Source organism: Mesorhizobium sp. WSM1293 (assembly GCF_000513875.1).
GTDB classification, from domain to species: domain Bacteria; phylum Pseudomonadota; class Alphaproteobacteria; order Rhizobiales; family Rhizobiaceae; genus Mesorhizobium; species Mesorhizobium ciceri.
In genome coordinates, this window is the sequence record NZ_AZUV01000008.1 from 74,021 (window position 1) to 90,536 (window position 16,516).

Consider the following 16,516-nt stretch of genomic DNA (forward strand, 5'->3'; position numbering starts at 1 on the left):
GGGAGATCGACTTGGGGCGGATTCCGAAGGCATCGATAGTCTTGCAAGACCTGTTGCGGGCAGGTTCAACGCGTGCCGGACGTTAGAGCAGGCACAGGCGGGACCATGGCCCGCCTGTTCAATTCCTGTCTTAGTGCAGGCGGCCGCTCGCATGCGCCAGCATGGTGTAGACCTTGCCGGTGTCCGACGTCAGGTAGGTCTGCGCCATGATGTTGTCGCGGTCGTTGCGCGAGACATCCTTGAGCAGCTTCTCGAAATCGTCGCAGTAGCGGTCGACGGCGGCGCGGAACTCGGCCTCGGCCTGATACTTGCGACGGATCTCGTCGAACGTCTGCTGACCCTTCAGCGTGTAGAGCCGCCTTGTGAACACGTCACGCTCGCCGCGCCGGTAACGGTTCCACAGCTCGATCGAAGCATCGTGGTCGATGGCCCGCGCGATATCGACGGAGAGCGAGTTCAGCGATTCGACGACATGAAGGGGCGATCGCTGGGCAGGCGTAGCGCGGGGCGCTTCCGCAGTCGCTGGGGGAGCTGCCGACCTGAGGTCCTCATCGTTCGATGCCGCGGTCAGCAGATCGCGCACCCAGCCACCCTGCGGCGTGCGGGCGTTGGCATCGCCGCGCGGACGCGGTGCCGCCTCGGTCGGACGGTCAAGGTCGAGCGTGCCGCGCAATGCAGGGCCGCCCAAGGGCGCCTGAGGCGTGCGCAGGTCCGGCTGCGGTGCCGGTGCTCGGCGCGGCGGCTCGGCAGCGCGTGCGGCCGGCGCTTGCGGCGCCGGACGCAGGTTGCGTGGTTCGGACCCTTCACCGCCGCGGCCGGACTTGGCCACGATGTCCGAAAGCTCCTTCAGGGCGTTGATCTGCTCGGAAACGGCGCGGCGGATGGCCGAAGTCGATTCCTTGGCCTCTTCCGGCATTTCGATGACGCCCTTCTTGAGCTCGGCGCGGGTCAGGTCGAGCTCGCTCTTGATCGAACCCGCTGTGCGCCGCATCTCCTCGGTCGCATCGGCAAAGCGCTTGGTTGCCGAGTCGACGACGTCGGTGATGGCGTTGCGGATCTTGTCGGCCGACTCCATCGTCTTGCCTTCGGCGTTCTGCAGCGTCTGGCCGACGAGATTTTCGAACGAGCGCATGACCCTTTCGAGATCTTCCGACTTCTTGACCAGGCCGACGGCGAGGTCTTCGAGCGACGACTGCCGTTCGAGCGTGTGCTCGAGGTTGCTCTGGGCCGAGCTCAACAGGTCCGAAGCACTGGAGAGCAGGCGGCTGTGCTCGTCGAACTTGGTGGCAATCGACGCGACCTCGCGCAAGGTGGACGACGACAGTTCCGTCAGCCTAGTCGTGTTCGAATCAACCAGACGTGCCGAGCTGGCAAAGGTCTGCGCGGCCTTCTCGGTGGTGGCGGCGAAGCTTTGCGTGCTGCCGCTCAGGCGTTCATCGACCTGGCCGAGATTGACCGCGGCCTGCTCGATCAGCTGACCGAGCTGCGAGCTGGACTTGGTCATCCGGCCGATGAGGTCGGCGACGCTGTCGGACAGCGACGAGCGGGCGCCCTCGACCGCCGACAAGGTTTCGGCGGTGCGGTTGGCGAGCGCGTCGACAAGTGCGGCATTCTCGCTGCGCAGCTTCTCGGTGGCGCGTTCGGTGACCTCTTCCATGCTCTTTTGCAGGTCCGAGCCGCCCTGGGCGAAGCGCTCGACCAAAGGCCGTGCGGTTTCGTCGAGGATCTTCGACATTTCGGCCGAACGCGCCGCGAGCATGGTGTTGAGTTCGCGGGTGTTGGCGCCGATCGTCTTGGCGGCATCGTTGGTGCTCTGGCCGATATGCTGGCCAACCGCGGTGAAGGTCTCGGCGATCACATTGGCGCGCGAGACGAGTTGCGCCTCGGCGTTCGACACCTGCTCGTTGAGCTTCTGGCCCATCGTCTCGGCCGTAAAGGCGAGGCGGTTCTCGACGCCCGAGACCTGCTCTTCGACACGGGCTGCCGCGGCCGCCGCGCTCGAGGCGAGACGCTCGTCGGCGCCGGCAAGCGCCTGCTCGATTTCGCGGGCATGCACGGCCATTTCCTGGCCGGTCCGCCTTGCGCGTTCGGCAACCCGTTGCTCGGTATCGGCAAAGGCGCCGACGATCGTCTCGGCATGCTCGCCGATCGTGGTGGTGCTGCTGGCGATGCGCGACACCAGACGCTGATCCGCGTCGTCGAAGATACGGCCGATTTCCGAGGCGCGGCTCGACAGCGCTTCCGAACCCTCGGCGATGCGCGAGACGAGCTGCTGGTCGGCGGCATCGAAGATGCGGCCAAGGTCCGATGCGCGTGCGGCAAGCGCTTCGGCCGATTCGCCGATCCGCATGCCGAGCCGCTGGTCGGCGCCTTCGAAGTTGCGCAGGATGTCGCCGGCGCGCGCGGCCAGCGACTGGGCCGTTTCGATGGCGCGGGCGACCAGCTTCTGGTCGGCGGCATCGAACGTGCCTGCAATTTCGCTTGCACGAGCTGCCAGATGGTCGGCGGTGTCCTGAGCCCGGGCGGTCAGCTGATCTGCGGTTTCCTGGGCGCGGGCGGCAAGCTTCTGGTCTGCCGCTTCGAAGGTGCCGGCGATCTGATTTGCGCGAGCGGCCAGCTGATCGGCGGTTTCATGGGCACGGGCCAGCAGCGAGCTGGACGTGTCGTCCGCGCGGGCAAGCAAGGCGTTCGACGTATCTTCTGCACGGGCGTGCAGGCGACGGTCGGCCTCCTCGAAGGTGCGGGCGATGTCTTCGGCCCGCGCCAGCAGGGCGGCGGAGGTCTGCTCGGCGCGCTCGGCGATCTTCCGGTCGGCGTCGCTGAACGCGGCACCGGCCTGCTCGTGCAGGGTGCTGGTGACTTCCAGCACCTTTTCGCGCAGGGCGCCGGCGACAAACACGGCGCTCTTCTCGAGCACGGCGCGGACGTTGTCGACGCCTGTCGAGAGCGCACGTTCCATGGTGCCGGCGCGCTCCTCGATGATGCCGGTCTGGCGACTGAACGCCTGCTCGATCTTCTCGACATCGGCAGCGATTGCGTCGGAAATGCCGGTGCTTCTGGCAGCGATCTGGTCGATATGGCCCGACAGCGAGCGGTCAACGTCCTTGCGGGTCTCGGCGAGCTTGCCGAGATCGTCTTCCAGCGCGCGGGTCAACATATTGCGGCCTTCGGACAGCTTGCCGACATGTCCGGCGATGACGTCGTCGATGTCGCTGCGGCTTTCGGTCAGCTTCTGCAGGTCGGCTTCAAGGGCGCGTTTGAGAATGTCGCGGCCCTCGGCCAGCTTCTCGACCTGGCCGGCAACCAGACCGTCGATGCTGGAGCGGCTTTCGGCCAGCTTGGCGAGATCGGCTTCCAGCGCGCGCTTGAGAACATCGCGACCTTCGGCGAGTTTCTCGACCTGGCCGGCGACCAGACCGTCGATGCTTGAGCGGCTCTCGGCCAGTTTGGCAAGATCGTCCTCGAGCGCCTTGGACAGGGTCGAGCGCTCCTGGACAAGCCTTTCCGCGTGGCTGTTAACGAGGCCACCGACGTTTTCGAGGTCGGCTTCAAGCGCTTTCGACAGCGTCGAACGATCCTGGACGAGCCTTTCGGAATGGCTGTTGACCAAGCCATTGACGCTTTCGAGGTCAGCCTCGAGTGCCCGGGCGAACTGTGCCCGGTCATCGACCAGTTTCTGCGACTGGTCGGCAATGGTCCCCTTGATCGCGTTGAGGTCGGATTCCAGAGCGCGCCGCAGAATATCTCGGCCCTCGGACAACTTCTCGACCTGACCCGCAACCAGCCCGTCGATGCTGGAGCGGCTGTCGGCCAGCTTGGCGAGGTCGTCCTCAAGGGCCCTGGACAGGGCGGAGCGGTCTTGGACAAGCTTGTTCATGTGATCGGCGATGACGCTGTTCACATTCTGCAGGTCGGCTTCCAGGACCCGGGAAAGCTGACCGCGATCCTCGGCCAGCTTTTCCGACTGGCTTGAGATAACGCCCTTGATCGTGTTCAGGTCGGATTCCAGCGCGCGCTTGAGAATGTCGCGGCCTTCCGCCAGCTTCTCGACCTGACCGGCGACCAGACCGTCGATGCTCGAACGGCTTTCGGCCAGCTTGGCAAGGTCGGCTTCAAGGGTCTGCGACAGCAGGCTGCGGTCCTCGGCCAACCGTCCCGAATGGCTTTCGATCAGGCCGCGCATGCCGGACAGATCATTGTCGAGCGAATGGGAAAGCTGCGTGCGGTCTTCCGCCAGTTTGGCGGAATGGGTTTCGATGAGGCTCTTGATGCCGACGATGTCGTTTTCCAACGCCTTGGCGAGCACGGCGCGGCCTTCGGCGATTTTTTCCACCTGACCGGCGACCAGACCGTCGATGTCGGCGCGGCTGTCGGACAGTTTTCCGAGATCGGCTTCCAAAGCGCGCGACAGAATGTTGCGGCCCTCGGCGAGTTTTCCGACATGTCCGGCGACCATTTCATCAATGATCGTACGAGCTTGCACCAGCTTCCCGGAGTCTTCATTCAAGGCAATAGAGAGCCTGTTGCGACCTTCTTCCAGCCTTTCGAGATGGCTGCCGAGCGATGCATCGATGGCCGCCCGCGATTCATTGACCTTGCGCAGATCCTCTTCGAGAGCGCGCGAGATCAGGCTGCGGCCTTCGGCCAGCTTCTGCACCTGGTTGGTTACTGCCGCATCGATGCCGGCGCGGCCCTCGGCGAACTTCGCCAGGTCGGCCTCCATGGCCGCGGCCATGCGCTCGCGGCTTTCGGACAGTTTCCTGCTGTGGTTCTCAACAGCTTCCTCGATGCCGACGCGGGCGTCGGCGAGCCGCTGGATGTCACTGTCGAACGAACGCGACACGACGTGACGGGCGGCTTCCATGCGTCCGGCGAAGTCGCTGGCGCGGGCTTCGAGCATAGAGGAGGTCGAAGTGACGATGTCGGCCATGTCGGCGCCGATCTGGGTCTTGCCCTGATCGATCATCGCCGACAGCGTGTCCTTGCTCTCGGCGAAGGTGTGCGCGATTTCGCGGGCGCGCTCGACCAGCGTTTCATTGATCTGGCGGGCGCGGGCCTCGAGTGCCGCATTGAGCTTCTGCGTTCCGGTGTCGAGCGCCTCGGCGCGGGTCTGGAACTCGCTGATCAGCGCCTGGCCGCGTTCGGCGAGCGTCCGCTCGATGCCGTTGAGGCTGGCCTCGAATTCGGAATTGAGGGTGCGCGCGGCGCCGCCAAGCAGCGACACCATGCCGGTGGTGCGATCGTCGAGCAGATCGGTCAACGACCGCGTCAGTCCGTCCGTGGTGTCCGTCAGCTTGGCAATGCGGGTGTCGAGAAGGCTGGCGAAGGCCTCGCCCGAGGTCGACAGACGGTCGGTGATCGAATCGAGCCGGCCTTCGACGGAATCGAAGATCGACATCGAGCTTTCGTTGATGCGGTCGATCAGCGTGTCGCCGGAATTGGTGATCGTCATCGACAATTTGGTCGATGCATTGAGGATCGAGTCGCGAATGATGTCGGAAGCCGCGCCGATCTCGTCCTTCAGCGTCTCATGCGCGCCGGTAATCGAGGCGCGGACGCGCTCGGCATGGGTGACGACGGCTTCGCGCTCGCTGCCGAGGCCGTCGACCAGCGAACGGATGCGGGATTCATTCTCGGAATAGGAGCGTTCGATCTGGTTGACTTCGCTGTGGACAAGCGTTTCCAGTTCGACGGCGCGGGCAAGCGTGCGTTCGATGCCTTCGCCCATCGCCGCGACCTCGCGACGAACGGCCTGGCCGATCATCATGACGCGATCCTGGGCAAGGTTTTCCGGCTCGGTCAGGCGGAAGGCCACTTCGGTCATCGACTGTGCGGCGATGCGCATTTCCTGGGCGCGGCGAATCATGGCGGCGAAGGCCCAGAACAGGATGACGGGCACGATGGCCGCGACGGCGAGGCCGATCAGTTCCGGACGGGCGAGGAACTGGTCGAGCGTGCGGATTCTCCAGATGCTCGGTCCGAAAAGCAGATTGGCCAAACCACCGGCACCGGCGAACCAGGCGAGCGAAACGAAGGCGACGACCCAGTAAATGGTGTTCGAGGCACGCCTGTTGAGGCTGTGCAGGAGCGTCTTGTAATCCTTCTGGCGATCGTCATTGGCCGGCGCGAAACCTGCGGGCTGGGCGCCATTGCGCGGTTCCACGGGGCGCAATTCGGCAGGTTTGGCCTTGGGCGCGGGTTTCGCGGCCTGGTTTTGGTTGACCACCGGCTCCGGGTTCTGTTCCGGCTTATGATTGCGTCCCTCGCGCGCCAGCTCGTCGGCCGCCTGGGATATCTGCGCTTCAAGATCCTCCATCGAAGCCGCGATATCGAGGTCGCCGCTGCCGATCTCATTGCTGAGGTCGAGATCGAGCGCCTTTTCCAGTTCCCTGGCCACTTCGCTGTCGAGAGTTCTCGTCGTCGGTTTCTTTGCCATGCCTTCGCTACCCTGTACTAGCTGCCGCGGGCTTATAATTCTGTTTGTCTTGCCCCGCGCAGGAGGCTGAAAATGGACCCCTCGTATCGTAATGACACAGGGGGGTAAAGAAAACATGCATTCCGCGGGATACGTAAAACTTTAAATATAAGGTTAACGGAACTGTGATTTGGACGCCGCTTTGGCAACATTTTTCCGGGCCATTCATTAACCCGTTGTCCATTGGATTCGCCTAGGTTTTTGGGCGAGTCGAAGAAACGGAGTTCGAGTTCATGCGTGGCGAAAGCGGCATCGCCTTCTCAATGCCCGGGGGAGATGTATCCGGACCAAGACGGTCACGGCCGGTCGATTTGGCACACCTTGCCCGCCAGACGATGGGTGACCGCAGCCTTGAGCAAGAGGTTCTGGCGCTATTTGTACAGCAGGCGCTGTCCGTGCGCGACAGAATAGTCGACGCCGATATCAAGGACCGGCTTCTGCTCGCCCATGGATTAAAGGGTTCGGCACGGGGCGTGGGCGCCTTTGCCATCGCCGATTGCGCCACCGAGATCGAGCACCGGCCGGAAGACGGCCAGACGCTCAAGCGGCTTGGTACGCTGATCGACGAAGTGCGCGATTTCATCGCCGCCATCAACCGCTGAATCCGCGCCGAATCCGATTTGCGGAAAAACGTCATCGGGCGGCGCTTTCATGCGGCAGTTGACTTGTCAGCCGGAGTGATTATCTCGGCTGCAACTCCCTTCAGGTGACAAATGACCAAGCTGACTTTCATTGCCCATGACGGCACGCATTTCGACATGGACGCCGAGAACGGCTCTACGGTCATGGAGAACGCGATCCGCAACGCCGTGCCCGGGATCGAAGCCGAATGCGGCGGTGCCTGCGCCTGTGCCACCTGTCACGTCTATGTCGACGAAGCCTGGACGGCTGAAGTCGGCGAGCCGGAAGCGATGGAAGAGGACATGCTGGACTTCGCCTACGACGTCCAGCCCAACTCGCGCCTGTCATGCCAGATCAAGGTCCGCGATGCGCTTGACGGCTTGGTCGTGCGGGTGCCTGCCCGCCAGGGATAAGCGCAACCTTTTTGCCAACTGATTTTTCCCGCTGTGGCTTGGCAGCGGGGCGATGGTCATGCAGTGTCCTGCTGTTTCACCACAGCGCCGCGCGTCCTCTTGGACGCGCAAAGGACGCTGTAGCACTTTTATTTGCGCGTGATCCTTTCCGAAAATCGATCCGATTTTCGGGGTCATGCGCAGCGAGGCACAGGCATGACCGACATCACCAGGACAGACGTGCTTATTGTCGGGGCAGGGCCGGTTGGCCTGTTTGCCGTGTTCGAGCTCGGCCTGTTCGACATGAAGTGCCACCTGATCGACATTCTCGATCGGCCGGGCGGCCAATGCGCGGAGCTCTATCCGGAAAAGCCGATCTACGACATTCCAGGCTGGCCTTCGATCTCGGCGCAGGGGCTGGTCGACAAATTGCTCGAGCAGATCGCGCCGTTCAAGCCCGATTTCAGCTACAACCGAATGGTTTCCAGCCTGGAAAAACTGGAGGACGGCAGTTTTCGCGTCACCACCGACGAAAACGAGGTGTTCGAGGCCAAGGTGGTGGTGATTGCCGCCGGCGGCGGCTCCTTCCAGCCCAAGCGTCCGCCGATCCCCGGCATCGAGCCCTATGAAGGCAAGAGCGTCTTCTATTCGGTGCGCCGGATGGAGGATTTTCGCGGCCACGACCTCGTCATTGTCGGCGGCGGCGACTCGGCGCTCGACTGGACGCTGAACCTGCAGCCGGTGGCAAAGAGCGTGACGCTGGTGCACCGGCGGCCTGAGTTCCGCGCCGCTCCCGACAGCGTCAACAAGATGTATGCCATGCAGGAGATGAAGCAGCTCGAATTCCAGGTCGGCCAGGTGACCGGATTGACCGGTGCCGACGGCCAGTTGTCATCGGCCACCATCAAGGGACCGGATGGCGACGTCGAGGTGCCTTGCACGCGCATGCTGCCGTTCTTCGGCCTGACCATGAAGCTCGGACCGATCGCGGAGTGGGGTCTCAACCTTCACGAGAACCTCATTCCGGTCGATACCGAAAAATTCCAAACATCGGTGCCCGGCATCTTCGCGGTCGGCGACATCAACTGGTATCCGGGCAAGCTGAAGCTGATCCTGTCGGGTTTCCACGAAGTGGCGCTGATGGCGCAGGCCGCCAAGCGCATCATCAGCCCCGGCGAGCGCATCGTTTTCCAGTACACGACCTCATCGACCAGCCTGCAGAAGAAGCTCGGCGTCTCCGGCTGAACTTTACTCGGCCAGCATCGGCGCCGCATTGTCGGCGTAGCCGCGAAGCTCCTTTTCGGGCATCAGCGTCAGCGTGATCAGCCCGAGCAGCAATGTAGCGGCGGCGACGGCAAAGATCATCACGAACGGCTCGATCGTCGCGCTATGGCCAGCGATCCGCACGCCTTCACCGGCAAGCGGCAAGCCGTAGCCCAGAGCGACCGCGCCGAGCATGGCGACTCCAAGCGCACTGCCAAGCGAACGCAGGAATGTCAGCACGCCCGTCGCGACGCCGAGATGCACGCGATCGACGGCGTTCTGGACCGACACGGTGGTGACCGGAAACGTCGTTCCGGTTCCAAACCCGATGCAAATCGTCAAGACCTCGACCTCCAGCAGCGTTGCATATCCTGCGACGACGGCCAGCAGGCAGAGGCACAGCATGCTGAAGACGACGCCCACCATCGCAATGCGCTTGTAGTGGGTGAAATGCGGGATCATACGCCCGCTGAATGCCGCGCCGCCGACGGTCCCCAGCAGAAGCCCAAGCATCGCGATGCCCGACTCCGCTGCCGACAAGCCGAGCACCGCCTGAAGATAGACGGGCAGGTACACAGCCATGCCGACGCTTGCGGCCTGAAGCAGGAACATCGAAAGCGTGCCCGCCAGAACGATTGGATTGCCAAGCACTTCGAGTGAGATGAGCGGCTCGGCGGCGCGCATGAGCCGCAAGGCAAAAGCGCTCCAGAAAATCGCCGAACCGCAGAGAACGCCGATGACTTCAAGCGAAGTCCAGGGATAGGCGCTGCCGCCCCAGTTCAAGGCGAGCAGCAGCAGCGCCGTGGCAATTATCAGAAGCAGCGCGCCCAGGCCGTCGATGCGATGGCGCTTTGCGGCAATGGGCAGTTTCTTGAGCGGCTTGTTGATGATCGCCATCGCAAGAAAACCAAGCGGAATGTTGATCCAGAAGATCAGTGACCAGTGCAGGTGCTCTGCGAAAGTGCCGCCGAGCAACGGACCGGCAATGCTGGCGACAGCCCATGTGCCGGAGAACCAGGCGGCATAGCGTGCCCGCTCGCGCGGCGGCACGAGATCCCCGACGACGGTCTGCGTCAAAGCGAACAAGCCGCCGCCACCGGCGCCCTGGATCGCCCGCCCGACAACCAGCACAAACATGTTGGGAGCCATCGCACTGACCACCGATCCCGCCAAAAAGATCAGGATCGCGGCATAGACGGTTGGCCGGCGGCCGTAGACGTCGGAAATCTTGCCGTAGAGCGGAGCCACCGCGGTAGCGGTCAGGAGATAACCGGTGACGATCCATGGCAGATAGTGTGCGTTTCCGAGCGCATGCCCGATGGTCGGCATGGCCGGCGCGACAATGGTCTGATCGAGTGCCGCCAACAGCATCGACAACAGCACGCCGCCGATGATGGCGTTCTTTTCGCGCTCTGTTATCGGCGTGCCGGTTTCCGCCATCGTTTTCTCATCGACAGCCTGGTCCATGATCGTTCATCCATAAGCTTGCGATTTGACCGGCGCTGTTCAGCCGCTCCGGCTTCATGACCGTTTGGATCGCATTGGTGTTTTAAGCTCGTCTGGCGAGCCTGATATGTCGTCCCATATAGGCCGGTTTCGACGGCGGCTCGAAAGTTTTTCGAATCTGGCACTACGCTTCGGTGAATTTGGCTTTCAGTTCGGGTGCGTTCAGGCCGGCGGCAGTCGTCCGTTGCCGATGCGCTCCATGCGGTAGCGCAGCAGCCGCAAGATGCGGCTTTCGAAATTGACGCTTTCGACGCGGTCGAACTGAAGCTGGGCGCGGTCGTGCCTGGCCAGAACAGCCGCGGTGATCGCGGCCGCCTTGGCCTTGGCGGCGTCGCAGTTCTTTTGCGGGTAGGTGGCTTTCAAGGCCTCTTCGAGGTCGCCGCCATGGTCTTGGCGATTTCGACATGGCGCTCCTCATGGCGCTTGATGTCGGCCGACAGCGTATCCCAGAACAGCCTGACATCGGCATCGGCCTTGCGCGGCCGGCGCCACTCGGGAAGGATCACCTTCACCTTGACGGTCACCACCGCGTCGGCGATCCGGCAGGAACTCGGTGTCTGCGCATAGCTGATACGGGTGGTGAACGCCATTTGCGTAGCGCCCGGGTGCCGCGTGCCGGTGCTTTTCACCTCCGGCCCGCGTTTGGAGAGTTGTGCCTCGATGTCGTCGAGCGTGCTGCCGCCAATGGCGAAATAGCTGTATGTCTTGACGAGATTGGCCGCCGCCGCCGGGTGCGGCGTTATGGCGAGCAGCAGCGCGCAAGCCAAGGATTGTTTCACGCCCAAGGACTGTTTTTTCATGCCAAGCATGGATCGTTTCATCATGTTGCCTCTTCGACCACCTTGCTTTACGGCCGTTGCCGGCGCAATGAAATTGATCCGCCAGGGATCACACATGATTGATGAACTCCATGGTCGATGAGCAATGACGGCCAGGCGATGGCAGTTGGCGCATGGACGCCATCTCGACCTTGGCGGCAAGGCCGTGGTCGTCGGCATCCTCAATGTCACGCCCGACAGCTTTTCCGACGGCGGCCAGTTCGACGCCCCTGAAAAGGCGCTGGCCCAGGCGCGCCGCACGATCGGGGAAGGGGCACTGGTTGTCGATGTCGGGGGAGAATCGACGCGCCCAGGTGCTGCCGCGGTATCGGCCAGCCAGGAACAGGCCCGCATCCTGCCGGTGATCGAAGCGCTGGCGGGCGTGGGCGAGGTGCTGATTTCGGTCGATACCTATCGCGCCGACACGGCGCGGCTGGCGGTCGCCGCCGGCGCGCATATCGTCAACGATGTCTGGGGTTTGCAGCGCGAGCCCGATATTGCTCGTGTCGCCGCCGATACCGGTGCCGGGCTTGTCATCATGCATACCGGGCGGGATCGCCAGAAGCTGCCGGACGCGATTGCCGATCAGTTGGCATTCCTGCGAAGGTCGCTGGAAATCGCCCGCCGGAACGGCATCGCCGATGATCACATCGTGCTCGATCCCGGTTTCGGATTCGCCAAGGAGACGGCGGAGGAGAATCTCGACCTGATGGCACGCTTTTCGGAATTGCATGCACTCGGCCTGCCGCTGATGGCCGGCACGTCGCGAAAACGCTTCATCGGCGCGGTCACCGGCCGTGATGCCGCCGACAGAGGGGTCGGAACAGCGGCGACCAGCGTCATTTTGAGGCTCCAGGGCGCCGATCTGTTTCGCGTCCACGATGTCGCATTCAACGTGGACGCATTGGCGCTCGCCGATGCTATGCTGGCGCGTCAAACCGACCGGGCGAGAAACTGATCGATGTATGTCATCCGCATGAAGAACTGCGCTTTCTTTGCCCGGCACGGCGTGCTGGACGAGGAGGAACGGCTCGGCCAGCGCTTCTATGTCGATGCCGTTCTGACCGTTGATCCAGGCCGGGCGCTTGCCGAAGATTCGATCGAGGATACAGTCCACTACGGCGTTGCATTCAGCGTCATTGAAAAGATCATCACCGGGCAGCGCCGTTTTCTGATCGAGTCGCTGGCGCTCGAAGTGGCCCGTGCGCTGACGGCGCGTTTTCCGCAGATAAAGAAAGCCGAGATCACGGTGCGCAAGCCGAACGCACCAGTGCCCGGCGTGCTCGATTATGTCGAGGTGACCGTTGTCTGGCCCGAATAGTACCGTTTATCTCAGCCTTGGCGGCAATCTTGGCGATCCGGCGAAATCCATGAGCGCGGCGCTGCGCATGCTGGATGCCGACGCGGATACGCGTGTCACCGGCGTCTCCTCGCTTTATCGCACACCGCCCTGGGGCAAGCTCGATCAGCCGGATTTTCTCAATGCGGCCGCCGAAATTTCCACCGTGCTTGCACCGCGTGCCTTGCTCGACCTCTGCCTCGATGCGGAGCGCAAGCTGAAGCGGGTGCGCGAGGAGCGGTGGGGGCCGCGGCTGATCGACATCGACATTCTGGTGTTCGGCGACCGCGTCATCCACGAGACCGGGCTGGAGGTGCCGCATCCGCGCATGCTGGAGCGCGCCTTCGTGCTGGCGCCGCTGGCCGAGATCGCGCCCGGCCTGGTTGTCAGCGGTCGCAGCATCACCGACCGCCTGGTCGCCGTCGATACCTCAGGCATCGAGCGATTGTCGTCCGGCCGGGATTGGTGGCTGGCCTGATTTCTGGGCAAAGCGACGGCCGAACTTTAGCCCGAGAAGCCGCCACCATCCAGGAACGTCTGCTCCTGCGGGGTGGTTTCGCGCCCGAGCATCCTGTTTCGATGCGGAAAACGGCCGAATTGCTCAATAATATCACGATGTTCGACAGCATACTTCAGATAGGGCTCGGCCCTGGCCTGCGTCAGCTCGACCGAAATATCCTGGTCGGCCAGTAGCTCCGAATGCTCATAGGGCAGGTAGAGGAAAACGCGGAGTTCTTCCTCGAGTGCCAGGTCATGACCAGCCGCGATCGCCTTCTCTGCGAAATATCTGGCGAGCGGATCGGTCGCGTACATATGGCCGGTGCCGCGAAAGCAGTTCCGCGGAAACTGGTCGAGCAGGATCATCAGCGCCAGCGCGCCTTCGGTATGTTCCAGCCAGTCGTCGCATTCACGCCGCGCGGCGGCGTAGTGCAGGTCGAGAAAGCGGTCGCGGAACTCGGCATCGAATGCTTCGTTCTTCTCGAACCAGGCATCCTCGCCGGCATCGCGCCAGAATTTGGTGACCGACAGGGCTCTGCTGTCCAATTCCATACCTGATTCCTTGCTCAATCGGCGGGTTCGGACTTGTGCAGCACACCCGCGGTCTCTTCGTTGAGTGCCTGACCAGGCCGGCGCGGCGTCGAGAGCGGTGTCGGAATCGGCGTGCCGATATTGCCTCTCAGGAAGCGCTGTCCGGCGCGAATGCCTTCGGCGAGCTGGGTTTCGAAGCGGTCGGTGTCGCGGCGCCTGACATCTTCGATCGTTTCAGCCACGTCTTCAGGATCGACGCCCAGAGATTCCAGGGCCGAGCCGCCGAAAACAAGTGCGGATTCGAAGGTTTCGCGAAGTTGGTAGTCGACGCCGGCACGTATGAGCTGCAGCGCCGTTCCACGGTCGAATGCGCGGGCCAGCACGGTGAGCAGTGGGAATTCGGCCTTGATCAGCTGGGCGATGCGAACAGCCACATCGGCCTTGTCGACGCAGATCAGCACGGCGCGCGCCCGGCCGGCACCGGCGGCATGCAGGATGTCCAGCCGCGTGCCGTCGCCATAGTAGACCTTGAAGCCGAAATCGGCCGCCGCCTGGATCATTTCGACGTCATTGTCGATGATCGAGACGTCGATGCCGCGCAGCAGCAGCGGCTGGCTGGCGATCTGGCCGAAGCGGCCGAAGCCGATGATCAGCACGCTGCCGGTCAGGCCATCGGCGACGTCGACGCCGTCGAGCGACTGCTCGTCGCGCGGCGTCAGATAGCGCAAGGCGATGATGGCCAGCGGCGTCAGCACCATGGAGATGATGACGATCGCCGTCAGCGTCGCATTGGCGTTGCCGTCGATGATGCCGACCGCCGCGGCCGCCGAATAAAGGACAAAGGCGAACTCACCGCCTTGCGCCATGAAGACCGCGCGCTCAAGCGCCTCGCGGTGGCTGGTTTTCAGGATACGGGCGACGATGTAGATGCCGAATGCCTTCATCACCATGTAGGCGACGACATAGATAGCAATCAGCCGCCAGTTCGCCGCGACCACATGCAGGTCGAGCGACATGCCCACCGCGAGAAAGAACAGACCGAGCAGGATGCCGCGAAACGGTTCGATATCGGCTTCGAGCTGATGGCGGAAGGTCGATTCGGACAAAAGCACACCGGCCAGGAAGGCGCCCATCGCCATCGACAGGCCGCTGAGCTGCATGGCGAGCGCGGATCCGAGAACGACCAGAAGTGCCGCCGCCGTCATCACCTCGCGGGCACGGGCATCCGCCAGGATGCGGAAGAACGGATTGAGCAGATAACGGCCGGCCACAACCAGGCCGACGATCGCGGCGAGGCCGATGCCGACCTCGGTCAGCCGCTCCGATAGGCTGGTGTCGGCACCGCCGGGCGCCAGAAACGCGATCAGGGCCAGCAGCGGCACGATGGCAAGATCCTCGAGCAGCAGGACCGATACGATGCGCTGGCCTTTCGGCGCGGCGATTTCGCCGCGTTCCTCGAGAAGCTGCATGACGATCGCTGTCGAGGTCAGCACGAAGCCGGCGCCGGCGACGAAGGATTGCGCGATTGGAAACCCTCCAGCCATGCCGACCCCGGTCAGCAGGAGCGCGCAGACGCCGACCTGCAACGCACCGAGGCCAAAGATCTCGCGGCGCAGGCCCCAGAGCCGCGATGGCTGCATTTCCAGCCCGATGATGAACAGGAACATCACCACGCCGAGTTCGGCGACATGAAGAATGGCTTCCGATTCGGAAAAGACGCCGAGGCCGAACGGGCCGATCACCACGCCGGCAGCCAGATAGCCGAGGATCGAGCCGAGGCCCATGCGCTTGAAGATGGGAACGGCGACGACACCGGCAGCAAGCAGCGCCACCACCTGAACCAGATCACTGCCCGATGCTTCCGCCGCCATGCCTCTTGTCCCTGTGTCTTGCAGCACTCCTTGCATGCAGTTGGAGCGGGAGGCAAGGCGAGAAATCTGCCGGAAAGGGTAGGGTGCCGTTGCAGTGATTGACCTGGTGGAACAACGGTCCCCGCTTGCCTGCCGGACGTTCGGCATCTATATTGCGTATATGTTTGACCATTCGTCCCGGCCGTCCTCGCCGCCATATATCCCGATGGATGCGCTCAGCGAAGTTCTGCAAGACTTTCGCTTGAGTGGTGTCAACTATGGCCGCTGCGAACTCCGGCACCCATGGAGCATAGACTTTCCGCAACAACAGCTGCTTCGGTTTCACTTTGTCGGCCAGGGCCCATGCTGGATTCATACTGAATCGCAAGGTTGGCAGGAGCTGCGCGATGGCGATCTGGTGCTGCTGCCGCAAGGCATCGCCCATCGGCTGGCGAGCGCGCCGGACGTTGCAGGGGGCTCGCTCGAAGGTTGCCAGGTGATCAAGTTGGGGGGCAACGTCTGCGAAGTGGTACGGCAAGGAACGGGCGCGACGAGCACCCTTTTCTGCGGCTCCATGGCCTTGGACTCCTATGCGCTCAACCCATTGATCACGTTGATGCCGCCTGTCATCAAGGGTTGCGACGTGGCCGGCAATGACCCGGTCGTCGGTCCTTTGCTGGCGGCCATGACGGTGGAGGCCTCGCAGCCGCAGATGGGCAGCGCCACGATTCTGTCGCGTATGGCCGACTTGCTGACGGCCCGGCTCATACGCTGCTGGGTCAATTGCAACGGAGCCTCGACCACCGGTTGGCTCGCAGCCATCCGCGACCCCCATATAGGCCGCGCTTTGGCGGCCATGCACCGCGACCCCGGCCACAACTGGACGCTGGGAAGCCTGGCCGGCGTGGCAGGCCAATCGCGCTCGATTTTCGCCGAGCGTTTCAGTGCGGTATTGGGGGAGGGTGCCGCACACTATCTCGCCCGCCTGCGCATGCAGCTTGCCCGCGAATTGCTGGGCCAAAACGGCTTGTCGGTTGCCGAAGTCGCTACCCGTTTGGGCTATGATTCGGAGGCATCCTTCGCGCGCGCGTTCAAGCGCATCACCAATGTCTCGCCGGGCGTTGTGCGTCGCACAATTCCCGGACGAATGGATATGAATTTCGGATTCTAAGATACATATCATCCGAGCGGACTCGCCTATTTAAGACCTCCAAACTTTGGAG

11 protein-coding genes and 1 pseudogene are annotated in these 16,516 nt (G+C 63.1%); 7 read left to right on the forward strand and 5 right to left on the reverse strand.

The features are described from left to right. Nucleotides 1–130 precede the first annotated feature (130 nt). Nucleotides 131–6,436: a kinesin gene (locus M729_RS0110190; RefSeq protein WP_027161498.1), complete on the reverse strand. Its 6,306-nt coding sequence runs from the start codon at nt 6,434–6,436 to the stop codon at nt 131–133. 272 nt (nt 6,437–6,708) lie between these two features. Here M729_RS0110190 and M729_RS0110195 point away from each other — a divergent pair, with 272 nt between their 5' ends. The 3 genes from M729_RS0110195 to M729_RS0110205 all read left to right on the forward strand — a co-directional run bounded on the left by M729_RS0110195 (nt 6,709) and on the right by M729_RS0110205 (nt 8,733). Continuing rightward, nucleotides 6,709–7,077 (forward strand): Hpt domain-containing protein, encoded by a 369-nt coding sequence (locus M729_RS0110195; protein ID WP_023813039.1) that lies wholly within the window; start codon nt 6,709–6,711, stop codon nt 7,075–7,077. Nucleotides 7,078–7,188: 111 nt separating this feature from the next. Beyond that, complete coding sequence (locus tag M729_RS0110200; protein ID WP_013531878.1) at nt 7,189–7,509, forward strand: 2Fe-2S iron-sulfur cluster-binding protein; 321 nt, start codon at nt 7,189–7,191, stop codon at nt 7,507–7,509. Nucleotides 7,510–7,704: 195 nt separating this feature from the next. Next, entirely contained in the window at nt 7,705–8,733 is a 1,029-nt protein-coding gene (locus tag M729_RS0110205) for an NAD(P)/FAD-dependent oxidoreductase (RefSeq protein ID WP_013531877.1), read from the forward strand. Nucleotides 8,734–8,736: 3 nt separating this feature from the next. Here M729_RS0110205 and M729_RS0110210 read toward each other — a convergent pair whose 3' ends face one another. Next, a complete protein-coding gene (locus M729_RS0110210) occupies nt 8,737–10,218 on the reverse strand; it encodes an MDR family MFS transporter (RefSeq protein WP_027161499.1) in 1,482 nt (493 codons plus the stop codon). A gap of 201 nt (nt 10,219–10,419) precedes the next feature. Continuing rightward, nucleotides 10,420–11,078: pseudogene (locus M729_RS01000000134815) on the reverse strand (DUF922 domain-containing protein). A gap of 103 nt (nt 11,079–11,181) precedes the next feature. On the opposite strand from M729_RS01000000134815, the gene folP reads away from it, so the two are divergent. Genes folP through folK form a run of 3 tightly spaced genes read left to right on the forward strand, consistent with a single transcriptional unit; the run spans nt 11,182 to nt 12,892 of the window. Next, complete coding sequence (folP, locus tag M729_RS0110220) at nt 11,182–12,033, forward strand: dihydropteroate synthase (RefSeq protein ID WP_027161500.1); 852 nt, start codon at nt 11,182–11,184, stop codon at nt 12,031–12,033. A 3-nt stretch (nt 12,034–12,036) separates the two neighbouring features. Next, nucleotides 12,037–12,396 carry a dihydroneopterin aldolase gene (gene folB, locus M729_RS0110225; protein ID WP_013531873.1) on the forward strand — a complete coding sequence of 120 codons (360 nt, stop codon included), beginning with the start codon at nt 12,037–12,039 and terminating at the stop codon, nt 12,394–12,396. Next, nucleotides 12,380–12,892, forward strand: a complete 513-nt coding sequence (gene folK / locus M729_RS0110230; protein ID WP_013531872.1) for a 2-amino-4-hydroxy-6-hydroxymethyldihydropteridine diphosphokinase — start codon at nt 12,380–12,382, stop codon at nt 12,890–12,892. Before folB ends, folK begins: the two co-directional genes overlap by 17 nt. Before the next feature lie 26 nt (nt 12,893–12,918). Here the strand turns inward: folK and M729_RS0110235 are convergent, their stop codons facing one another. Together M729_RS0110235 and M729_RS0110240 are read right to left on the reverse strand one after the other, a co-directional pair. Beyond that, on the reverse strand, nt 12,919–13,464 hold the full coding sequence (locus M729_RS0110235) for a DUF924 family protein (RefSeq protein ID WP_027161501.1): 546 nt from the start codon (nt 13,462–13,464) through the stop codon (nt 12,919–12,921). A 14-nt stretch (nt 13,465–13,478) separates the two neighbouring features. Then, nucleotides 13,479–15,314, reverse strand: coding sequence for a monovalent cation:proton antiporter-2 (CPA2) family protein (locus tag M729_RS0110240; RefSeq protein ID WP_013531870.1), 1,836 nt, complete (start codon nt 15,312–15,314; stop codon nt 13,479–13,481). Nucleotides 15,315–15,474: 160 nt separating this feature from the next. Here M729_RS0110240 and M729_RS0110245 point away from each other — a divergent pair, with 160 nt between their 5' ends. Then, nucleotides 15,475–16,464, forward strand: coding sequence for an AraC family transcriptional regulator (locus tag M729_RS0110245; protein ID WP_027161502.1), 990 nt, complete (start codon nt 15,475–15,477; stop codon nt 16,462–16,464). Nucleotides 16,465–16,516 lie beyond the last annotated feature (52 nt).